Here is a 22,127-nt window from a genome sequence, read left to right as displayed (position 1 = left end):
AAATCTTACAATGAATTTAATAGTAAGGGAGGGGTTATGAAGTGTTTACTAATAATATTCCGGAGAATATATTACATACAGATTATGAAGCTAAAATGATTTCGTCAGGAGATAATTCGCCATCTATAAAAATAAAAGGGACGAAACTTCAATATTTACTTGTAATGCTTCATCTTGGTTTTGATTCAAATACTATAAAAACAATACTAAATTGGACAAATGAGGAATTTGAAAGGCACATGAATTCATTAGAATTAGAAGGTTTATTGAAAAAAATAGGAGGGAGTTATTATCCAACGTGTATGGTTATAACAGCTTGCGAAGGAAAAGAGCTTTATAACCTTTGTGAACCTCTAATTAAACCAGCACTTAAAATCATTGAAAATTATTCAAGTCACATTGAAGCTATTTCAAAAAGAATCGAAACGTTTAATTATTTATCTAAAGAATCTTATAGTCTTTTACTGTATAGTGGAGTGTTATTAGATTTTGGACAAATAAATTACATTGAAGGAAACTATTTAAAAAAGAAGCGACCTTTAAGAAATAAGAAACGATATTATTATGCAATTCAAGAACAAGAACTAACAGATATAGAGGCTTTCGGGATGTATGGTAATACGTATTTAGATTTAGGAGAAGTTCAAATTGGTCTTTATGGAAATTCTCGATATTCAACATTAAATTTAATTACAGCAGATAACGAAACATTTGAAGAATATTTTCAAAACGCTAATACTGATATTAATTATAAGAAAATGCAATTAGTAAAAGGTTTCGTAGCGGCAGATAGACAAATAGATTTACATTTAAATATAGTTTACGAAAAATTAGGCTTATATCAAAATTCACAACCTGTTATCCCTGTATTTAGATCAACAGACTTATCTATACTTAACGAAATTGCGAACACAATCAGTAAAGATTTAGTCTTATTATTTAAAGAAAACGATAAACCTTTAAAAGAATACTTTGTAAGTAGCAGATACTCAAAAGAAATAACTTATGAAGAGTTCTTTATCTGGTGGTATCACTTTTTCTATACAAAAGTAACTGAAGAATTAATAAAACAAGGTGTAATTATAACAAGCGCACAAAAAAATCAAACGTACATAATCCATCAATAACTTTAAATTAAAGTGCTAATATACTTTTACAAATGTAGCAGCTGAATGGATAAATAATTATTAGTAAATAAGGGATAATCTGAAGTTAAAATCTAATATAAAGAAAATAAGATATTCAAAGAGGAGAAGAGCCATGCAAAAGAAATTTATCAATCCAGAAACGATGCCCCCAACTTTTGGATACTCACATATAGTGGAAGTTAGTAACGCTAAACGAACAATTTACATATCTGGACAAGTAGCAATTAACACTGATGGTCAAATTGTTGGAATTAATGATTTATCTACACAAACCCGACAAGTATTTGAAAATATTAAAATCGCATTAGAAACGTCAGGCTTAAATTTCAATGATGTAGCAAAATTAACATTTTTCTTAACAGACATTTCTCAAATGGCCATTGTTAGAGATATTCGAGATCAATACATTGACACTAATAATCCACCAGCAAGTTCAGCTGTAGAAGTTAGAAAGTTAATTAACGACAACTTATTAATTGAAATCGAAGCAATTGCTGTAGCAAACTAATTTTAAAAACTTATTCGTCATCATATCAATGCAATTCGTTTAATGCGTTCATTTAAAACGAATTGCATTTTTTATTGTCTAAATATAATTTATATCGGGAGACATTTTTATAAACAACTTATAAAACAACAAAAAACAAACAACTAAACAATCCATCACACAGAATGAATCAAAAGAAAAAGGGAGCCTAACAACCTTTACTAACATATGATAAGTTTATTATTTTTTTACTGTTAACATAATATATATTATAGGCAGTTACAGAAACAAAGCAATCTCAGGTATCAAAAACCAAGTAAACTATACTTAATGAGATGAAACAGAGATTTTTAGTGAGATGCACACAAAATCGTATCTAAACGAATTTGTACAGTTTTTATCGTTTTTATTTGTTATAAATCCATCACAGCAAATCTTAATCAATAATCGCTTACGATTAAACGAATCAAAAACATTTTTGATCGGCGAGAAATTTTTATACAGAAAAATTATTTCTATACAAAATATAAATTTATATTTTTATTTTATGTGTTACTTAATGAATTTATTGCTATTTACACACGTGTTACAACTTTACATTATTTGTTGTTATTTCTGTTATTTAGGCTTGACTTTCATTTCACTCATCGTTTTGTATTCTAGTTAACATAACGTTTATTTTTAACATAAAAAATCTCCCTCACCTTCAGGAAGATTTTTTAGCTTGCTAGTATTTTATTTATAAGTTTTTAATAACAATCCCAATTGTAAATAACATTGGAAAAATCTAGATTTAATAAATCGTCTTTCTTTATAAAGAAATTAGCAACACCAGAATCTCCCCACATAATATTTAATGAATCGTCTGTATCGATTTGTAGCAATAATATGTCATGATGTTCATATTTTACTTCCCAATCCCTTGGATCTGTCTGTGTGAAAAATGGATAACCGCCTATTTTATGCCCTTGACTTACATATATATCATCATACAGTTCGCCTAATTCTGTATTATTTTCTTCATCAACAATTTCTTCCCAATCAATTTCCTCACTAAACATCTTTTCAAATCGATAATCACTTGATGTTACTGGTTGATAAGCTAATTCAAACTTCAATTTCGCTGCTTCAGGTATGATAAAGTCCTCTAATTCTAAAGTGTTTAAATAACTAAAATCAGTAATAACCTTATTTAAATCTTCTATAATTGTAGAATGATAAATAATTCGAAAGTCTTTTTGGGTTGTTGGATGGTCAAAATCTGCTCCGTAAAGCTCATCATCAGCACTTACAAAAAACTGTAACATTCCTTCTTGAGGCATATATTCAACATGTGGCATTTCTTCAAAGTTTAGCTGAGCAAGTAACATCATAGGTTGTCCATTTGAATCTTTAGGATGCTCTTGATCTATAGGTAAATACGGATAACCACCAAACTTACTATCAAAAAGCGTTGTTTCTGCTAATGTTCCAGACACTTTAATATACGGTTTCACACTTTCTTCTAAAATAGTACGATACTGCTCTAGTTCTTTCGGAATTTGAATTTGATACGTATTCTTCATTACATTTGCCTCCCTTTAATAATGAATTGAAAATGCCTTACTTAATTATATAGCAAGAGATGGCTTCATTGAAAATTGTTAAAAGTCCGTTTTCACCCTTGTTTTTTGCGCACTTGGTGGACAAAGTAAGTTATGTTCTAAAACCTTTTTATTAATAGTTCGAATTAAATCCGCTGCTTCTGCAGTATTTGTATTTTCTTTTAACCTTTCATTTAAATCATCAATTTCTTTTGAAAGCTCAATCCACCTAGGTAAAACATGATTATTCTTTAACGTTCTATAAAGTTGCTTTTCAGGATTGTACGAAAGGTCTTTATCTAGATTTAGAGGTTTCCCTTTACCAGGCATATTATCAAAAGACCCTTTCTTTTCTGCTTCTTTAACGATAGAACTAATATGGTCCTCATACGTATAAGACCAAACTTTCTCATCTTTCACTAAAATCTCTTGTTTTTTTAGTTTTTTATCTAGTTCTTTTTGATTCATAGATTCTCTCTCCTTTTTATTTTATAGTGTGTTTTTTGTAAGTTTTAAAGCTTTCAACCCATCAAATAACTTTTCTTGCCACCAAATACGGTCATGACCGCCTTGAAACTCTTCGTAAGTAATTTGATGTCCCTTTTCTTTTAAAGCTTTATATAGGCTCCTATTAGCCGTTAAAAGAGGTTCGTTTTCAAGCTCTCCTGCTGCTATATAAAAATGAGGTTGCATTGCATTTGAATCTATAGTTGAAGTTTGATTTTCAATCCAAGGAATTGTATTTTCATAAGCATCCTTTTTCCAATGTACGGATCCAGACATTGACAACACATTCCCGAAAATGTGTTGATTTTGAAGCGCTGCATAACAAGCTGCTAAGCCACCAAGACTGAAACCGGCAATTGTTGTATATTTTACTTCTTGATGCACACAATAGTTTTCGGGTCATCTCATAATTCATGAAATCTCGATATAAAATGGGGTACTTCACAATTTCTGCTTCAATAAAACGATATTGCGGAAACCATTCAAAAAATGATTTCCTTAGCCATTGTATTTGCTGAAACGAAATATTCTTTTCTTTTTTATTTAGTACAGAATTTAATGTACCTGCTGTATGCATCCAATAATGATTAAAATCAGCGTTTATACAGTCATCTTCGGTAAATTTACTTTTTAAATCTCGCTGCAATTTTCCTGTAGCACGATACGGAAATGGTTTATGCAGCGGGCTATGCATTTTCTGCAATTCATTAAAAATAACTTTTTTACCTAATAGCAACTTTCCACCCCTTTATTTCTCTATCCAACTTACTAATTTTTCATAATGATATTGAGCATCTGTATAGCCAAGATTATATAGATTGACGAGTTTTTCTTTATTTCTTTCTTTCTATTCCGCTTATAGGAAGCTGTACACTTGGCTGAATGACATAAAAGTTGTCTTTTTGTTCTATATAAGATATCGTCTCATTATAACAACGATAATGTTCTACTAAAGACTCTGCAATATTCGGATATTTTCTATATAAAATTTTAGCTAGTCCAGAAAACTTATTTCGCTGCTTCTCATATCCTTCTGGTTTTGTCATAATTACGACGTTCTTTTCATAACCGTCAGTTTGCGCTTTTAAAACTGGTATAGGATCTATAATTCCTCCATCTAGCAATTTTCGATTATCATATTCTACAACAGGCGCTATAAACGGGACCGAACTTGAAGCACGAATGATTTTTAATATGTCATTACCGTGTTCTATTTTATTGTAATAAACTGCTTTTCCTGAATCGCAATCAGTCGTTCCTATAACAAACTGTTCCTTTGAGTTTAAGAAAGTTTGAAAATCAAATGGGACAATTTTATTCGGTACTTCATCAAATAGAAAATCCATTCCAAATAATTCACGTTTTCGAATCAAATTTCGATAAGATATATAACGGTGATCTGATACTAGCTCTGTATTTACTTTTTTATTCCTTCCTTTTTGACGTGATAAATAAGTTGCTCCCATACATGCTCCAGCTGATACACCGACTACATAAGGAAAATATAAGCTCTTTTCCATAAAATATTCGAGTACTCCCGCAGTATATAATCCTTTCATTCCTCCGCCCTCTAACACTAAACCAATATTTTGCATGCTTTATCCCTCTGCTTCTTTTTTCTTACTTACATGTTAGCACAAGATTTTAAGATGAGGTTATATAAATGAATTGCAACAATAACCAAAAACTACTAAAGTAATGTCATAATTTCTTAGTAAATTGCATGGTACAATATAAGTAACACAATCCACAAATAATGGAGGAGGAATTTCCTATGGGTTTATTTAGCGGTATTTTAGGAAATGCATCAAATGCAAGTACAGAAAGTGTTGAACGTGATTTAGAGAAGATTATGTTAGACGATGAGAAAGTTGAGCATGCTTATAAATTAATTCGTGATTTAATCGTATTTACAAATCGTCGTCTTATTTTAGTAGATAAACAAGGGATATCAGGTAAAAAAACAGAGTATCATTCTATTCCTTATAAAAGCATTACACAATTTAGCATTGAAACAGCTGGGCATTTTGATTTAGATGCTGAGCTTAAAATTTGGGTATCTAGTTTGAATACGCCAATTACGAAAGAATTTAAAGGTGACGATAGTGTTTTAAGCATTCAAAAAGCGTTAGTAACATACACGACAAAATAACGTCTTTTCGTATGTTTATTCATTTGTGAAATTACTAACCCGAGTATTTTGGAAGAATATTCACCAATTTTGTATATTTAATCTAAAATAACAGAAAAAGGTAAAGCGTATTTCAAATGCTTTACCTTTCTTTTTTGTAATAAACAAGTGTTGTTTTATCATTTAATTTTTTTATTACTTCTGTTCTTGTATACCCCATCTTTTCGTATAGAAAACAATTTCTTTCTTCTTCTAAAATCGTAGCAAGTTCAAAACTCTGTGCTTTTGGAAACATCTCTTCAATTAAAATAAGTACCCTCTGAGCGATTCCTTTCCCTTGATAATTTGGATGAATAAACATTGGACTGATCCAAAATTTATTAGGTATTTCTTTTTTGGATATGCATATCGCTCCAACAAGGTTAGAATCTATTATCATCTTATAATAGTTATTACTGGGATTATTTATCCTTATAATCGTTTTTTCAATAGATTCATTTGCGGGGTTTGTTGCATAGTCTTTATATTTATTTAATAAAGAATTAAACGAGTCTATTTGCATTTGAAATATAGCTGCTGCATCATTTTCTATCGCCTTCTCTAAAATAATCTTCATGTTACCAGTTTAGTCTTTTTCTTAATGAAGTAATATGAGCAGTATGATGACGTCCGTGCCATGCATATAGTCCAATTGCAGCAGCAAGTTTTGTTTCGCCAGACTCTGGATGATTAAAAGTCTTTTCTAGATCTTCAAGTTCTAAAGAATATAATAGGTTAACCCATCTTTTATGTAATGAATCTAACATTACTAGTGAAACATCTACTGGCAATTTAGAATCAGGTAATTCTGCCCACTTTTCTTCTTTATACGGTTTAATTGTTGGATTCTTTTCTGTTAATGCTAATTTAAAGCGTATGTAGCTATTCATATGACTATCAACAACGTGATGAACTACTTGACGAACTGTCCATCCACCAACGCGATACGGTGTATCTAACTGCTTCTGATCTAAATCTTTAATTGCCTTTGCTAGTTCATTAGGTAAATCTTCAATTTCTTGAATCCATGTATCAATCATTTCTTCAGTTATAGGACGTTTGTATGTAAATTGGCCAATTGGATAACGTAAATCATTCATGTATAAGTCCCCCTTATTATAAGCGCGAAGTATTTCTCCATATATAATGTACAAACTTCACATGTTCCCCGTTTAATTCTACAGAATTTGTATCTGCTTCGTTTTGATAAGAAGAAAATCCGCTTTTTTCTAGTACAACTTGTGATGCAAGATTATTAGTAGTTGTTTTAGCGTGTACTTCAGTGATTTCATTATTTTTCGCTACGTTTAAAACTAATTTTACAGCTGCTGTTGCAACGCCTTTTTTAGTAAACTTTTCTCCGACCCGATAGCCTAGCGAACTGCTTCGATTTTCTGTATCTATATCTACTAAATTTATTCTTCCTACAATTTCTTTTTCTTCATTACGAATTAAATAAAAGTAAGAATCTCCATCAGCTTGTTCTATTAATAAATCATCTAGTAGTTTTTGAAAATATTCAAAATCAAAATATTGCGAGCCACGATTTGGTACCATTGTTTCAAAAAAAGATTTATTCGTAAGTTCAAACGCAAATAAATCCTTAGCGTCGTTTTTCTTTAATTGTTCTATGTATATTTTCATCTTGACTACTCCTTCTATATCTACTAACTGTTATATATTCTTTTTCAACCAACTATTTTCCTTCTATTTCTTTCGCTTCAGTAACACAGCAAGTAGTACTTTCGGATGAAATAAGTGCAATGGACTACGAATTAAATTCATCACTTTTACTAATCGAATATAAACGTCAGAATCAGTTGCAGATAGTTGATATATTTGTTTCGTATACCATAGCTGAAATTTTTGCTTTATTGTTAATTCTCTTTTTAACTGAGGATGACGCGATATCTCCGTTGTAGTCATCTCCCATGGAGTTTGTATGATATGAGCAGTCTCTTTATAAAATTGCTGTGTAACTGCTTTATCAAGCTTTTGTCTTCTTTGTAAAAGTAACTGTAATTGGTGGGCTTCCATAGCAGCAACTGAAACACCTTGACCAAAAACAGGATCGAAACGACAATGTGCATCTCCAACTACTAACAATCTTTCTGGTAGATTATCCACTAAATCAAATCGCCTACGTACTTGATATGGAATTTTGTACGTTTTGATATGTGAAATTGCCTCTGCTTTATTTAGAAAATCAGTAACATTAGAGATAGATAGGTTCTCAGCAAAATTATAAAATTCTGCATCTGTTTGTGGTGCTTTTTCATTTGCATATCCGCTGAAAGTAACAAAATAACGATTATCCTCAATCGTTTGAATAAGAACGCCGTACGGATTGTCAGGAAAGCTTGGAGACATTAGCGTATTACAGCAGTCTAATTTCTCATTTTCTTTAAGTTTAAACATTCTAGTTGCGTAAAATAAATCAATACGTACTTTCTCTTCTGGTACTTCGATATTGTATTCACGTAACCACGCTATACTTTTTGAACCAAATCCACTCGCATCAACAACAATATCCGCTTTAATTTCTTCTTGCGTGCCCGTCTCTAAACATTTAGTTTTTACTCCATATACTTTGTTACGTTTTCCATCTATTAATAACCCTTCAATCAATGTTTCATATTTAATAGTAATATTAGAAACCTGATCTATTCGTTTTTGAATATGCCATTCAAGCAAAAACCTACTTTGTTGAATCAAATGTACTTCTCCTATAAATGGTTGTTTCCATAAACCAAATTGATGCCATTTTAAATCACGAGTAAAGTTATTTACGATACTACCAGCTTCAATTAGTTCATTAGTGATAGTAGGAAACAGTTCCTCAATGGCTTTTTCTCCACCTTTTAATAACACATGAGGATGATTACTTTGTGGAACTCTTTTTCTCGAAGCCTTTCCATCCCATCTCTCACCGGCTTCTATAATAATTACTTCTTTAAAAGCAGTTGATAATGCTTTTGCTGCGAGCTTTCCTGCTATACTTCCGCCAATAACGATAGCTTTATTAAACATATTTTCCCCCTTAATAAAAAGAGATCCTGTCTTTTATGAATGAAACAGGATCTTAAACTAATTAACGTCTTTACCATTATAATTAAAATACATGAGTATATTGCAACGTTATAATTAAAATGCCTAATCCCCATACGTAATACGCGAATACTTTTAAAGAGTGACGTTTTAAATATTGAATCATCCATGAAACGGCTATGTAACCGAAAAATGCTGCTGATAATGTCCCGACAATTAAAGATGTACTAGAAATAGATTCTGCTTTTCCTTGATAAACATCTGCTAATTGCAAAATAATAGCCCCGACAATGGCTGGAGTTGATAATAAAAAAGAAAAGTAAGCAGCAGTTTCGCGGTCTAACTTCCTCCATAATGCAGCGACGATTGTCATACCAGAACGAGAAATAGCCGGAAAAATAGCAGCTGCTTGAAAGGAACCGATGATAAATGCATCTTTATATGTAATGTCGTCCATTTTTTTACGACCATTCTTTTGTTTATCCGCCATGTAGAGAAAGAATCCTGTCACTAAAAACTCCCAACCAATCGTAATACCTGTTTTTGAAATATCCTCAAAAAAGTCTTTAAATAACAATCCGATTACAACTGCGGGTATCGTCCCAATAATAAGTAGTAGCATTAATTTTGAAAATGGATTTTTAATTAAATATATAAATTCTTTTTTATAATAAATAAACACCGCAAGTAAAGTCCCAATATGCAGCATCGTATCTAAAAATAATCCTGCTTCATCTAATTGAAACAAATGCCTACCTAAATAAAGATGCCCTGTACTACTTATCGGTAAAAATTCTGTTAAACCTTGTATGATCCCTAAAATAAAAGCTTCTAACCAATTCATGATGGTCCCCTTTCTCATTTGCTTGTACCAATATATGAAGGTTAAATTTTCGATATGAAAAAAACTATATTTCTCTATGAATTTACTTTTAATTTATGGATATATATGTAAAAAGAAGTGAGGAGGGTTACTATGTGGAAACATACGAAATTCGGCAATGTATTACTATGGGCAGGACCTATCCTTGTATTTATAGGATTATGTATGACAAATGTTATTTCTGATATTCCTTTATTTCAGGGAAAACATAACACTGTTGGAATTATACTTATATGTATAGGTGTATGCTGCTTTATTGCTGCGAATCATTTAAAAAAAGGAGAAAAATATGAGGACTAATTTTAAATAAAAAAACAATCCCAGTATATGTGCTAGGATTGTTTTTTGTTACTTATTTATAGAATACTTTATCAACGTTGTATTTTGCTTTATATTCATTAATGATATATGTTTCGTAAATTTCTCTTTCTGTTGGATCTTCTACGATACATGCATCAATGCGGTATACTTCATCACGGTGATTTTTAATTGGTGAAACATTGTCTTCAAAATGCTTCTTAATACGTTGTCTAATTTTACGAGCTTTACCTACGAAAAGAAGTTCGTCATTAATATTGTAAAACATAAAAATGCCGCCTTTATCTCTAGGGAACAAGTGGAAATCAATAAAACCATTAATTGGAGTGATTATTGGCTCGTCTCCTTTAATAACTTGTTTACGTTCAGTAATCGAAACATCAGCTTCAGGAATATTAATTTTAATCAAGTTCATTCACGTCCTCTTTTATTATAAAGATAAATAATAGCATACATATGTAAGAAAAGCTACGTTCAGAGGCATATTTCATTTTATAATTCAAATATTATAGGTGTATCATGTAAACTCTTCTTCCAAATCATATGATCACTTGATTCTCCCCAATAATCCTTCAGTACATAACTAGGCTCTCCAAACTTCTTCGTCCATATACTTTGCGCTGTTTTGTATCCACTATCTAAACAGAATTCTGTTATTCCTCTGCTAAGTAACGTAATATACATTGCATGTAGTAATACATTACCTATACCATTTCGTTGATATTCAGGTAGTACAAATACAGTTCCTACTTCATATAAATCTTTAAGTACACCACCTGTACAACTATGAATCAATGTACTTGCTGGACCGATTTCAATTGTTCCAATGATTTTATCATTACTTGTATCAATTGCTAATAAAAAGTAACGACTTTCTCCATTGCTCTCCAAATCATTTTTCAAATACTGTTTTTTCGTATGTATTTCATTTTCTATGTCATCCAATAATTGTGATAACCCTTCATTATTAAATGTGTCAGTAATAACAAGACGAAAAAACAAATTCATTTCATCTATATCATTCGAATTGGGTCTCCTAATTTCAATGTTATACACGACCTAAATCTCCATTCTTTTATAATATAAGAGGAATTGTTAAGACCATACTTTATATACTCTATTCAACATCATTCTACAAAGGCCTGCATAGATCCAACAATATAGAAAGCTCATTATAAATATCGATAATATAATTTTTATATCCAAAGTTGTATGAACAGTAGGACCTAATACAGGAAAGCGAAAAATATCAAGAACGATCATAATACCTAAAAGTAAACATATTGCTGAAAAGGAAACAACCCAAATCCTCCTCTTGAATTGTATAAAGGATACTCCTAACGCTATACCTAATAAACCTGTAGTAAAGGGAAAGACAATCAGTTCACTTGGCTCAATAATAAATAGCAGGAAAATAGTTAGAATATAAGAGAATATTCCCTCACGAATAGAATAACAAATGGCTAGAAAGATCGGCAGCGTCGCAAATGGACTAATAAATAACCCAATACCGGGAATTAAGTTGCCTGCAGATTGAAAAATAGCAGCAAGTGAACCGAGTAATGCTGTAATGACTAATCTTTTTGCTGGCGTCATCTTTCTTTTATGAACAACATTCGTACCATGAGCGATCATCGGTTGATACCAATAGTTTCTAAAGTGATTCATCAAAATCCCCCTAAAGATATCTAATTATACAGTGGACGATTATATAATGAATAATTCCGATGATTCTGAGAGCGTCTATCATATTAAGGAACGATTTCAAAAATAGTACCTTTGTTCAAATCAGTTACTTTCATAGAACCGTAAACTCCTAAATATAATCTAGTTTGATCCAAATTTGTTCCCAAACTCATAAAATAAGCTGCCTGCTCACCGAAATCATAATGGGTTTCAATAACATGAAAGTCATTATGTTTACCATGCGTACCAGCTCTAGAATAAGCTAACGCACCTTTTACTGAAGACTGCGATTTTTCTTTTTTAGCCAGATCAGTAAACACAATACTACCAGTCAAACTAGGAATTGCAGTTCCCATATATGGTTGAACGCCAGTAAGTGAAGTTCCTTCAAATTTATCTGATCTGGAATCTTTATGATAATAACTAATTAGAGGCTGTATACGCTGCACTGATGTTTCTATAGTTTCATTATAATAAGCCATTATTCTCTCATCTAAAGTTGGATTCTCAGAACAGTGCCTTATAAAAGAAGTCGGTAATTCTCCTTCCCATCCTCTCCACCCAAAATTAATAAATCCATATTGATTAGGTGTATCTCTCATTAAATGGGTTTGAACGATTTCGGTAACTGGTATTGGTTTATATAGAACAAAAGAAAAAATAGACTCTACAATATCTTGTCCGACGTTACCGGCATATTTGATATGTTGATTATGAAACCTTTGAAATGAAATACCTGTTATATTACGAACACCTTTTGCAATTACTGTAAGTGTTTCTTGTATGGATAAAGAAAGTTCATTAAAGCGTGTAACTACTGGAGAATTGGTTATGAATGTATCTCTACTTACATCGATTTCAATTATTTTACCCGCTATTTCTAAATCATCCTGGCTTAAATTAAAAGGATCATAGCCTGAACCACCATCTCCATTTGTAAAAACAAGTTTTCCAGTCTCAGGTGAAAAGTTTAAGCTGTTTACGCCGTTATGATTAAAAAATGGCCTTCTTATATTAAGTAAAGTTCTTCTTTTTTGAGATTTACCGTTTGATTGTAAAATCCACTCTTCAATTGTATCGATATGATCATATTGAGTATCTCTATTTGTCCACTTTAAGTTTAAAGTTTTCTCGTCACAAGGATTCGGTTTAAATTGTTTTGAAAGCGCTCCCGGTCCTTGAGCCCCAGCTACTGAATAATGAATATAAAATAAGCCATTATGATTAAATTGCGGATGAAACGCTAGTCCTAGTAAGCCGCGTTCATCATAACCGCTACTAGCAACACCTTCTTCAAATGTGCCTAATTTAATAATTCGGTGACGAATATTTAAAAATGTCTTTATATCTCCGTCTCCTATGTAAAAAACCTCTCCTAATTGGGTTGCGATAAATAGTCTTTCAACTGATTCTCCTGGAAGTATTGCTGTTTTTATGACAGTCGGTAAATTTATGTTATGAACGATCGGCCGTAAATGAATCTTAACTTGTGTCAATTAACTGTACCCCCTTTTTTATTCTTTTAACGAATTTCGGTTTGGTAGTAGTCGAAAAATTTCGATAAAATAGCTGTATGAAGCTCTTTGATAACTTGATATATAACGTTGCAGGAAGAAAATAGCTTGCGAAAACCAAGCCATTCCGTTCCTGCGTAAAATATCAACCGTACCAAGAGTAGCATCCAAGCGTTGGTCATCTAGGGATGGAACGCCCCGAAGTAACGCTCAGGGAGACGAAAGGTTACTTTCGTCGTGGAACTGAGAAGCTCCCACTTCAAGCTTTGCTAAGTGGTGAATAGTTCACTAGAAGAATATGATTAGATTAGTTCAATTAGTCTCAAAACTATAACTATAGAGAAGGAATCGTAATATCCCTTTTCATATAAGTCTGTTTTCAGGAAATGTTAAACACTAATTCTAACATCTATTAACTTACATACCTTTTTATTACATTTTTTGATATGATAAAAGTATAAAATACAAATTAGGGGGACAATCCATGGCAATCTTACTACAAATCATCGTACCACTTATATGTGCAATATACTTATTTACCCTCTATCGTAATAGTACTATTGGAAAAGCTGCTTTTCTCTTAGCAGTCATGATAGGAATTTTCGGTTTAGAGAATATCTTTCAATATGCTAGTTTAACAGATCATGCTGTATATCCGTATTGGGGAAGTTTGAAGGCTGTAATATTTATTTTATCCGTGGTGTTTTTATTCAAAAGAACCCCCACTTCATATAGTAATTAAATATAAATAGACGTATCGCCAGCATTTCGGAGAAAAAACACGCTAAGTAAATTTTGACAAGAAAAAAACAGTTTTCTTACGTTAAAGGTACACATGTTTATGAACAATAAATTTGTTTTTTTTAATGAAGAACCGGCATCATAAACCTGCATTATTAATGTAGAATAGTGATGTCGGCTCTTCATCTACTAAACTAATAGGTTAGGGAATAAATGATTCAAATTTATTTAAAGCTTATTTTTGGGAAGAGGTTATGCAATGAGAGCGCCATATCAAGTATTAGTATTTCCTTATATGATAACTGATGATTCTATTCAATATGCTATTTTTAATCGAAGTGATTATGGTTATTGGCAAGGAATAGCTGGTGGTGGAGAAGATGGTGAGACTCCTTCTGAATCAGCAAAACGGGAAGCGTTTGAAGAGGCTGGTATTTTAAGAGAATTCCCTTATATAAAATTAGATTCTGTGTCTTCACTACCAGTAGAAGATGTAGTTGGAGAATTTCTTTGGGGAGATGATGTTTATGTAATAAAAGAATTTTCTTTTGGAGTTAAAGTTCCTACAAAAACCATTTCATTATCCAAAGAACACTTGAATTATAAATGGGTGTGCTTTGAGGAAGCAGTAAGGCTTTTAAAGTGGGATAGTAACAAAACCGCATTATGGGAATTAAACAAAAGATTATTAAAACAATTACAGTATTAGCTAACAAATGTGTCATTCAATCTCTTTTTATATTACTTATTTCTATAATACTATACATTATTAAGGTGCATAGTATTATAGAAATAATACAGTTTTACGCTTTAAGCGATGTGATCCCTATGTTGCTTAGCGTGGTTCTTTTTCCAATTCTCTGGCAGTAACCATAATAGGAATCCAAATTTCACTTTTCTGATTTTTACTAGCTAGTATTTCAGGTCCTTCTGCAAGTTGATAGGAAGAAGAAGGTAGCCACTCAGAATAGATTCGCTTCCAATGTTCTTCAACTTGTTGCCAGTCTCCATCTACTTCAAAAATAACCCATAATAGAGGAGGAACTTCTAATGTTGCATATTCCTTTATCTTTTCATTTTTTGTAGTAACCGCTCCTATATACTGTTCAAAAGTTGCCTTCCCGTTATCGTGTTCTGCGTAATTAACCGTTACATGTACAAGACCAAAGGGTTCATTGGTAGCAAGGGATTCTAATTCTTTCATTGTCGTCTCACTAATAGCTGTAAGCATATCTTCATAAGTAGGTGAAAGAGTCTCATTCACCACTTCAACATTATATTTAATTCCAAAAACCTCAAATCCTTCTTTTTTGACAATTCGATAATTCATTTCAATACCTCCCTGAATCGTTAGTTGAAAGGCCATTCTTGGATATGCTTTCAAGTTCTGTTCCAACTTCCGTGCTAATGATGGAGTAACACCATGAAAACTTTGAAACGCTCGTGAAAAGGCATCTGGAGAACAATAGCCATATTTAATTGCAACATCAATTACTTTTACATTAAGGTCTTTCAGTTCTAAGGCTGCCATCGTTAATCGACGTCTACGAATATACTCAGATATTGTAATACCCGAAAGAAGAGAAAAAAGCCGTTTAAAGTGATACTCCGAAAAGAAAGCTTTGCTCGCCACTTCTTTTAAATTAATATAGTTATCCAAGTTCTCTTCAATATAGTTTAATGCCTCATTCATTCCTTTTAACATATCCATAAAATAACCTCCCTTGTTACTAACTTAACAATAATCATTACATGAAACCCGACATTTTATGCTCAATTCTGTCGGTTACATAAACACCTAAGTTGGAATTGCTACACTTTTTTAATCAATATGTCGTTTGTTAACTTCAATCGTAATGAACTCCGGCAAATAGCTGGGAGTACATCCTCTTGCTACTATTACATCTTTGTAAAGACCCGTTTTCTCACCAAGTTTAATACAACGTGCACGATTCTTTTCATCATAAACGCCTATCCAGCCTGCGGTGAAGTTCATAGCCCATTGAACTTCCGGTTCTTCTTGCATAATATTAGCTTCTAATGCAGATAGCAAGTCTGCTGTGTTATCAGGCGGTGTTTGCCCAGTCCATCTCAAGCGCCCTTGATAATACCAAAAAGCTCGCCTTTGAAGAGCAGAAGGACTATTTTCCCATGACTCCATCAATGCAATTTTCTTCTTGTCTTTGGTGAGCTGATTAGCCATTAACCAATCCATTAAGTTATTTCGCTCATTAAAAGTGTGAGTTTGCATATCCTTATCAAGCTTATTTAGCACATCTTGTGAAAGAAGTTTTTTGTCCATAATTAAGATTGCTAATAGCCTGGGCAAAAACTCTTCGGTTGACCAAAGTTCCATAGCTAGTTCGTGATCTTTTTTAATGTCCTTCGCGATTTTTCGTAAGTCGCCTAGCTTAGTTTTACTATCGATCTGAGATAGAATGTTTTCTGCTTTTGAAGAGCGTTTTATTTCTGTATCTTTTTTTTCATTCATTTTATACAACTCCTTTATTTAAACACTGTTTCATAATATATCCTTGACGGGATATATCAAGAACTTAATTTCATTATAAGTCTTATTGCAAACGTTTTTTCATTTTGAGGGAAATTCGTCTCCTTAACTTGATTGCGATGTATGGTGACCCCTAACAATTAAGAAAAAGCTGATTTTATACATAGAAATAAATATAAGTCTATGACCTATTTTTACACGTATCTCAGCTGTACCCCAATTATACTCATCATATCTCGCCCACTTTTTCATCTAAATATTTCAAACACTCTTCCATTTTATCTTTTTTATATAAATTTCGCGATTTAAATCAATTGTCTTCAATTAACATAACCATCTTATTTGTAGTCAACGATGCATATTTTTAATGGGAGTAATTAAAAATATTAGCTTGATGGGTATGTCGTGCTACTCCAAATAAAAAAAGATTAGGAGCGAATCCTAATCTTTTTTTATTATTCAATTGCACCCGCAACGTCATAATCGTTTAAATCTAATTCAATTGTTTGGCCAAGTGCTAGTTTAGCTAATTCTGATCCTAAATATGGGCCGGCAGTTAAACCTGAAGCACCTAATCCGTTCGCAATGAGAATACCTTCAAAGTTAGGTAGTGGCCCAATAACAGGTAAGAATCCTGGTGTAAATGGTCTAAAACCAACTCTCGTTTCAAACATAGTACCATCTTCTAAACCAGGTGCAACTGTTAACGCTTTATGGAATACTTCATGTAAACCACCTGCTGTTACACGATGATCGAAGCCAGTTTCGTTTTCATGGGTAGCTCCAATTACGACATGACCATTGTCAAACGTTAAAATGTATTGATCGTTTGGAGGCATAACAACTGGCATATTCTCTGTTGCTGTATTTTCCGTTTGCAGGTGAACAATTTGTCCTTTTTGGAATGTAACTAAGAAATTGATCCCTAATGGATTTAATATTTCATTCGCCCATGCGCCTGCAGTTACAATTACCTTTTCTGCTACCATTATTTCGTCATTTACTTTTACTCCAGTAATATGATTACCTTCACGGACTAATATTGCATCGCCTTTAATAAAAGTTGCGCCATGTTTTTTCGCAGCACTTATTAATGCGTTACGTAATGATCTTCCGTTTACTCGTGCAGCGCCACTAATATGAACAGAACTGTATTCTTCTGATAATGCTGGGAATAATTTTTTCGTTTCTTCAGCTGATAAACGTGTAATTTCTCCGATCTCTGGTGCATCTTCACGTCGTTTATAAGCCCGTTCTTCCATTTTATCTAACTTTTTCTCATCAGTATGTAAACTAATTGCACCTACACGTTTGTATCCTGTATCCGTTTCACCGTCTTCTTCTAATTGCTGAATTAAAGAAGAATAGTAACGCGCACCGCCTTTAGCGATTTTATACCACGCTTTATTACGACGCTGTGAAAGCCATGGACATACAATACCAGCTGCTGCATCAGTTGCTTGACCTAATTGTTGGCGATCCACGATAGTAACGTTCGCACCTGCTTTAGCAAGATGATAAGCAGTAGACGCCCCTAAAATACCAGCTCCAACTACAATATACGATTTCATTTCAAACACCTTTTCTCTTTTGCTAATTATTTAAATATAAGAACATACTTTAGTATACTGAAAGGAATTCTTATTTCAATGTGCTAAGTGTAATTAATTGTTGCATCATTGTGACTTTCCTAATCGTTATTTTTTCTTCTTACGGAATAGTTCAATTGTTTTATAGCCTTGTGAAAGGATTTCAATCATTTTCTCAAGACGTTTATCGCGTGTTTTTTCTTGTTTTACAGAAAATAAATTACGTGCCCAATCTTTTTGATATCCAGGTGTTAAACTTTGATAAAACGTAAGTTCATTTGGATGATTAGCCAATAATGCTTCAACATCTTTAATACGATCTGCATAATCAGCAACACATTGACTCATAGCAGGCGTTTTCTTCTCTTTTTTCTTTTCACGCTTTAAACCTACAACAGTAAAGACATCGTCCATACTTACCATTCGTGCAAATTTAATATCACTTTGTCCTACATACCCATCTTCACCAACGTTTAATGCTGGAAACATTTCATCACGGTGAATAAACGTACTATATCGAGAATTACCTTTTTTCGGATACGCGAAGAATATGTAGCCTTTTTCAATTAGTAATTCTTCATTACTAATAATAAAATTCGTTTGTTTCACCATTTCATCAAGTGTTTCTACAAAAACAAAAATGGCATCGTGACCTTTGGAAAATGCAGTTTCTTCCCCGGTAAAAATGTCATAATCACTAGGTTCATTAATTACGACCATATTTGTATACTTATTAAGTTTCAATTTATCAATAATTGACATAAAAATCTTCCTTTACATTCAAAATTCATTGTTTATAATTTTTCATACTGTTCTAGTGTATTATATCTAATTAGAAAATCAAACTTTAATAGTAGTTTTAAAATAAAGTTAATAAAATAGCCGACTCTGCGTAAGAACCGGCTAGCTATTCGTTACATCACAACTCAATAGCAAATAAAGTATATAAAAGCTCTCTATATTGATCTTCTGTAATTTCACGTTTTACTTTTTCACCATGAATGATTTCAGTTAAACTAGTATTTGTTAAAGAAACATGGCCAGAGTCCGTTAATTTGACTGCAATTGGGCCCTTATTGAAAATAGATTTCTCATCTTCTATTACTCTTCTTTGAACATCGTTCACTACTGCCTCATCAATGATACGATTATAAAAAGCATGACAAACTTTCCACTCTCCGTCCGTATCTTTTCTTTCTAGAACGTAATTTCCTTTACTCGTGTCTCTTTTTTTCACTCGATACGTACCGTTTTTAGTGGAAACAGACTCACCAGTAAAAGGTACAGGGATTAAAGGTACTAATGAAGCAATACCTACATCAATTAAGTATTGTTCATTAGCATAATTTAAAATAATCGTTATATGCCCATCCTCAAGTGCCCATGCGTTTATATCATTTTTATATACAGTACCAAGTGCAAGCTGTACATCATAACCACAATCTTGTAAAAAGTAGTAAAAAAGAGTATTTAATTCATAACAAAGTCCGCCGCGGGATGTAGTTGAAATTTTATTCTGTAAATTTTCCATAGTAATTATATTCGCATTACGTGCTATAACATCTAAATTCTCAAATGGTATAGTGTGTGCAAATGCAAAAAGAATTGTATTTAATTCTTCAAACTTCACTTCAGTACGGTTTGTAAGATTCAATCTTGTAAAAATCTTATGTTGTAGACTTGTCATAGTCAGCACCCCTTAACATGTATAAGTTAAAATAGTATATGCTGATTGTAAATTTTATGGGGTACTGAAACAATGTACATTTCGTTTAACTGTACCGGTACAAAAAATCTAACTCGCAAGATTACTTAAGAAAAGAAGTTACAAATACAAATGTAATAGTTTGTCTTTAGGTAAATGATTATGATCACTTAAATCAACAAAATATTGAAGTTGCCACATTTGGCTCTTTTTAGCTTGGTTGCTAACAGGAGTATCCCAAACCGGGTAAACTCTCATAGCCATCTTTCCTTTTTGACTTTTCGTTTTCAATATTTTTTCTTTAAGTAGAATTTCTTTAGGGAAAATAAATTGTCCTAGTTTATTATCATCTAAACAAGTGATAACTAATAAGTCAGGAGCAGCGTCATAAGAAAATGCTTGATTTTGCATATTGTCATCTTTTTCCCAAAAAGAAACAAATTGCCCAATTTTATTAGGGGTAATTTTTGATATTCTAAAACGAATACTTTTATGATTTAAGTGAAATAAACATCCTGCATATTCTGCGTTTTGCTTTTCTTCTTTTAGATTCGTAATCATTAAATTGTTAGGTTTGTAAACTAAATTGTTTAAATTTCGGATTGTATCATTAAAATTGTACAAGAAAACTCCCCCTTTATTCATTTCTTAGTTTACCACAAACATTAGTTCTTATATGTTGTAAATAATTTGCTATGTGAAAAAGAGGGATATTTTACTGAGGTATTATTACTTTAATGTACTTAGTTTTTCAATTGCTTGTTGTTCAGTTGCTAAGTAAAAAATGTCTTTCCCTTTATTGCACTCATAAATAAAATCCTGTAAGCTTTTACTAGTATACATAGAGAAATCTCCAATGATAGCGATCTTTACCTTGTAGTTTATAAACTTTTGAAGAATATCACCAGCAAGGCGTGTTTTTAGGTCAAAAAAACTTTCGCTTATTAATGATTTGTCAATAATAATATGTTTCGCATCCACCTCATATTGAACTGTTGCCATAATATCCAATGCCGTTTGAACATCGGATATTAGTACCTTCTCATTTCTTATGACCGCAATATTGATTCCATCGATTACTACTTTCTTTATTTCCATAGTCCCACCCCTTTATAATTTACACAGTATGAGTAAAATTGTTTTACAAAACTTCGTATTAATCATAGATTAAATTAGCCGCAGCTATTAAAATCGCCTCTATTTTTTTATTGTAAATATATATTTTTTATTACTAATACGGTCAATGAAATTAATGATAGTTTTTCTTTTTTATATTTTCGAATATATATATGAAATTACTTTTACTTGTTATAAAAATATTGTGGAGTAACATAACTTAACAAACTATCCAAAGTGTTAATCTCGGCATATGGTTGTATTTTGGTAGTATTCTTGATTTTCTGAGGGTTAAACCACACGCCTTTTATATTTGCGTTTTGAGGACCAGCAATATCCTTTTCTAAGTCATCTCCAACAAATAATACATCATCTGGTTGCACATTAAGCTTATTTAAAGTTAGTTCGAATATACGCTTATCAGGTTTACTAAACCCCACTTCTTCAGAAATAATAATTGTTTCAAAGTAATTATTTAAATTTGTGTTAATTATTTTAGCCGTTTGCCTCTGCGTTGATCCATTTGTTATAATTCCAACTTTTAAGTGCTTCTTTATGTGATTTAAGAAATGAATAGTATTTTGGTCTATCGAAAAACATTTAGGGAAATTTTCATTCCAAAAATCTTGGATATAATTGCGCGATAATCTATATTTCGGCGCGAATTCATCAAATAATGATTCTAAAACTATCGTTTTATCACTACTGCCATATTCTCTTTTATCGTATTCTTTGAATTTCTGTAGCATATTGTTTTTGATTGTATCACTAACATCCTCATAACACTTTTCTAAAACTAATAAAAACAGATTATCTACTGCCTTATCTCTATCAAGTAACGTATCATCTAAATCAAACAGCATCGCTTTATAACCCATCAAATAATTTCACAACCTTTCTCACATGATTTAAATAATCCGTAGTTCGCACCTTAGGCCTTTACTAAATTAGCAAAAAAACTCCAAAGTTTGTGGCATACGCTCTAGAATTTCGCTGGCTTCTTTTATCTTTAAATTCATCTCCCTTCTATTAAAACTTCGAAAGTGTATTTTCAAAAAATTAAAAAACTTCACACATTTTACATTATTATACATTATTTTTTCGTAAATATTAATCGTTCAGC

General features: G+C 32.0%; 25 protein-coding genes and 3 pseudogenes. 6 read left to right on the top strand and 22 right to left on the bottom strand.

Annotation, left to right across the window (positions count from 1 at the left end):
* Positions 1 to 41 precede the first annotated feature (41 nt).
* Positions 42 to 1,127, top strand: a complete 1,086-nt coding sequence (locus tag ACTFOB_RS01325) for a hypothetical protein (RefSeq protein ID WP_440024063.1) — start codon at positions 42 to 44, stop codon at positions 1,125 to 1,127.
* Between the two features lie 133 nt (positions 1,128 to 1,260).
* Positions 1,261 to 1,656, top strand: coding sequence for a RidA family protein (locus ACTFOB_RS01320; RefSeq protein WP_440024062.1), 396 nt, complete (start codon positions 1,261 to 1,263; stop codon positions 1,654 to 1,656).
* A gap of 728 nt (positions 1,657 to 2,384) precedes the next feature.
* Here ACTFOB_RS01320 and ACTFOB_RS01315 read toward each other — a convergent pair.
* From ACTFOB_RS01315 to ACTFOB_RS01295, 5 genes and pseudogenes are all read right to left on the bottom strand, one after another.
* Positions 2,385 to 3,200, bottom strand: coding sequence for a YwqG family protein (locus ACTFOB_RS01315; protein ID WP_440024060.1), 816 nt, complete (start codon positions 3,198 to 3,200; stop codon positions 2,385 to 2,387).
* A gap of 78 nt (positions 3,201 to 3,278) precedes the next feature.
* Positions 3,279 to 3,686 carry a DUF1992 domain-containing protein gene (locus ACTFOB_RS01310; protein WP_440024058.1) on the bottom strand — a complete coding sequence of 136 codons (408 nt, stop codon included), beginning with the start codon at positions 3,684 to 3,686 and terminating at the stop codon, positions 3,279 to 3,281.
* A 21-nt stretch (positions 3,687 to 3,707) separates the two neighbouring features.
* Positions 3,708 to 4,115 (bottom strand): annotated as a pseudogene (locus tag ACTFOB_RS01305) (alpha/beta hydrolase); the annotation flags it as partial.
* Positions 4,111 to 4,461: pseudogene (locus ACTFOB_RS01300) on the bottom strand (YxiJ-like family protein); the annotation flags it as partial. The pseudogenes ACTFOB_RS01300 and ACTFOB_RS01305, both read right to left, overlap by 5 nt.
* A gap of 12 nt (positions 4,462 to 4,473) precedes the next feature.
* Positions 4,474 to 5,320 (bottom strand): annotated as a pseudogene (locus ACTFOB_RS01295) (patatin-like phospholipase family protein).
* Between the two features lie 179 nt (positions 5,321 to 5,499).
* Between ACTFOB_RS01295 and ACTFOB_RS01290 the strand changes: the two are divergent.
* On the top strand, positions 5,500 to 5,877 hold the full coding sequence (locus ACTFOB_RS01290) for a PH domain-containing protein (protein ID WP_414205679.1): 378 nt from the start codon (positions 5,500 to 5,502) through the stop codon (positions 5,875 to 5,877).
* Between the two features lie 121 nt (positions 5,878 to 5,998).
* Here ACTFOB_RS01290 and ACTFOB_RS01285 read toward each other — a convergent pair whose 3' ends face one another.
* The 5 genes from ACTFOB_RS01285 to ACTFOB_RS01265 all read right to left on the bottom strand — a co-directional run bounded on the left by ACTFOB_RS01285 (position 5,999) and on the right by ACTFOB_RS01265 (position 9,787).
* Positions 5,999 to 6,472 (bottom strand): GNAT family N-acetyltransferase, encoded by a 474-nt coding sequence (locus tag ACTFOB_RS01285; protein WP_440024055.1) that lies wholly within the window; start codon positions 6,470 to 6,472, stop codon positions 5,999 to 6,001.
* Position 6,473: 1 nt separating this feature from the next.
* Positions 6,474 to 6,995 carry a YfiT family bacillithiol transferase gene (locus ACTFOB_RS01280; protein ID WP_429608339.1) on the bottom strand — a complete coding sequence of 174 codons (522 nt, stop codon included), beginning with the start codon at positions 6,993 to 6,995 and terminating at the stop codon, positions 6,474 to 6,476.
* Between the two features lie 16 nt (positions 6,996 to 7,011).
* Positions 7,012 to 7,539 carry a GNAT family N-acetyltransferase gene (locus ACTFOB_RS01275; RefSeq protein WP_440024053.1) on the bottom strand — a complete coding sequence of 176 codons (528 nt, stop codon included), beginning with the start codon at positions 7,537 to 7,539 and terminating at the stop codon, positions 7,012 to 7,014.
* 63 nt (positions 7,540 to 7,602) lie between these two features.
* Positions 7,603 to 8,925 (bottom strand): FAD-dependent oxidoreductase, encoded by a 1,323-nt coding sequence (locus ACTFOB_RS01270; RefSeq protein WP_440024051.1) that lies wholly within the window; start codon positions 8,923 to 8,925, stop codon positions 7,603 to 7,605.
* An 82-nt stretch (positions 8,926 to 9,007) separates the two neighbouring features.
* Positions 9,008 to 9,787 (bottom strand): undecaprenyl-diphosphate phosphatase, encoded by a 780-nt coding sequence (locus tag ACTFOB_RS01265; protein WP_429608336.1) that lies wholly within the window; start codon positions 9,785 to 9,787, stop codon positions 9,008 to 9,010.
* A gap of 132 nt (positions 9,788 to 9,919) precedes the next feature.
* Between ACTFOB_RS01265 and ACTFOB_RS01260 the strand changes: the two genes are divergently transcribed.
* On the top strand, positions 9,920 to 10,126 hold the full coding sequence (locus ACTFOB_RS01260; RefSeq protein ID WP_440024049.1) for a hypothetical protein: 207 nt from the start codon (positions 9,920 to 9,922) through the stop codon (positions 10,124 to 10,126).
* 52 nt (positions 10,127 to 10,178) lie between these two features.
* On the opposite strand, the gene ACTFOB_RS01255 is transcribed toward ACTFOB_RS01260, so the two are convergent.
* From ACTFOB_RS01255 to ACTFOB_RS01240, 4 genes are all read right to left on the bottom strand, one after another.
* Positions 10,179 to 10,559, bottom strand: a complete 381-nt coding sequence (locus ACTFOB_RS01255; RefSeq protein WP_001048941.1) for a nucleotide excision repair endonuclease — start codon at positions 10,557 to 10,559, stop codon at positions 10,179 to 10,181.
* Between the two features lie 77 nt (positions 10,560 to 10,636).
* A complete protein-coding gene (locus ACTFOB_RS01250; RefSeq protein ID WP_440024047.1) occupies positions 10,637 to 11,200 on the bottom strand; it encodes a GNAT family N-acetyltransferase in 564 nt (187 codons plus the stop codon).
* A 39-nt stretch (positions 11,201 to 11,239) separates the two neighbouring features.
* Positions 11,240 to 11,812, bottom strand: coding sequence for a hypothetical protein (locus tag ACTFOB_RS01245; protein ID WP_440024046.1), 573 nt, complete (start codon positions 11,810 to 11,812; stop codon positions 11,240 to 11,242).
* An 83-nt stretch (positions 11,813 to 11,895) separates the two neighbouring features.
* Entirely contained in the window at positions 11,896 to 13,326 is a 1,431-nt protein-coding gene (locus ACTFOB_RS01240) for a PQQ-dependent sugar dehydrogenase (RefSeq protein WP_440024044.1), read from the bottom strand.
* Between the two features lie 502 nt (positions 13,327 to 13,828).
* On the opposite strand from ACTFOB_RS01240, the gene ACTFOB_RS01235 reads away from it, so the two are divergent.
* Both ACTFOB_RS01235 and ACTFOB_RS01230 read left to right on the top strand, forming a co-directional pair.
* Positions 13,829 to 14,086 carry a hypothetical protein gene (locus tag ACTFOB_RS01235; protein WP_440024043.1) on the top strand — a complete coding sequence of 86 codons (258 nt, stop codon included), beginning with the start codon at positions 13,829 to 13,831 and terminating at the stop codon, positions 14,084 to 14,086.
* Positions 14,087 to 14,344: 258 nt separating this feature from the next.
* Positions 14,345 to 14,794, top strand: coding sequence for an NUDIX hydrolase (locus tag ACTFOB_RS01230; RefSeq protein ID WP_440024041.1), 450 nt, complete (start codon positions 14,345 to 14,347; stop codon positions 14,792 to 14,794).
* Between the two features lie 126 nt (positions 14,795 to 14,920).
* Here the strand turns inward: ACTFOB_RS01230 and ACTFOB_RS01225 are convergent, their stop codons facing one another.
* The 8 genes from ACTFOB_RS01225 to ACTFOB_RS01190 form a co-directional block, all read right to left on the bottom strand.
* Positions 14,921 to 15,796 (bottom strand): AraC family transcriptional regulator, encoded by an 876-nt coding sequence (locus tag ACTFOB_RS01225; protein ID WP_440024040.1) that lies wholly within the window; start codon positions 15,794 to 15,796, stop codon positions 14,921 to 14,923.
* A 111-nt stretch (positions 15,797 to 15,907) separates the two neighbouring features.
* A complete protein-coding gene (locus ACTFOB_RS01220; RefSeq protein WP_440024038.1) occupies positions 15,908 to 16,576 on the bottom strand; it encodes a DNA alkylation repair protein in 669 nt (222 codons plus the stop codon).
* Between the two features lie 473 nt (positions 16,577 to 17,049).
* Positions 17,050 to 18,165: an NAD(P)/FAD-dependent oxidoreductase gene (locus ACTFOB_RS01215; protein ID WP_440024036.1), complete on the bottom strand. Its 1,116-nt coding sequence runs from the start codon at positions 18,163 to 18,165 to the stop codon at positions 17,050 to 17,052.
* Positions 18,166 to 18,291: 126 nt separating this feature from the next.
* Positions 18,292 to 18,945, bottom strand: coding sequence for a YdeI/OmpD-associated family protein (locus tag ACTFOB_RS01210; protein ID WP_440024035.1), 654 nt, complete (start codon positions 18,943 to 18,945; stop codon positions 18,292 to 18,294).
* A 157-nt stretch (positions 18,946 to 19,102) separates the two neighbouring features.
* Positions 19,103 to 19,870: an arylamine N-acetyltransferase family protein gene (locus ACTFOB_RS01205; protein WP_440024033.1), complete on the bottom strand. Its 768-nt coding sequence runs from the start codon at positions 19,868 to 19,870 to the stop codon at positions 19,103 to 19,105.
* A gap of 138 nt (positions 19,871 to 20,008) precedes the next feature.
* Positions 20,009 to 20,512, bottom strand: a complete 504-nt coding sequence (locus tag ACTFOB_RS01200) for a MepB family protein (protein ID WP_440024032.1) — start codon at positions 20,510 to 20,512, stop codon at positions 20,009 to 20,011.
* A 105-nt stretch (positions 20,513 to 20,617) separates the two neighbouring features.
* Positions 20,618 to 20,986: a DUF4180 domain-containing protein gene (locus ACTFOB_RS01195; protein WP_440024031.1), complete on the bottom strand. Its 369-nt coding sequence runs from the start codon at positions 20,984 to 20,986 to the stop codon at positions 20,618 to 20,620.
* A 203-nt stretch (positions 20,987 to 21,189) separates the two neighbouring features.
* The gene (locus ACTFOB_RS01190; RefSeq protein WP_440024030.1) at positions 21,190 to 21,882 is read right to left on the bottom strand and encodes an HAD family hydrolase; all 693 of its coding nucleotides are present in this window, start codon (positions 21,880 to 21,882) and stop codon (positions 21,190 to 21,192) included.
* Between the last annotated feature and the right edge of the window lie 245 nt (positions 21,883 to 22,127).

Source organism: Bacillus cereus group sp. MYBK79-1, assembly GCF_051915365.1.
Classification (GTDB): Bacteria; Bacillota; Bacilli; order Bacillales; family Bacillaceae_G; genus Bacillus_A.
This window is presented reverse-complemented; position numbering and strand designations above follow the sequence as displayed.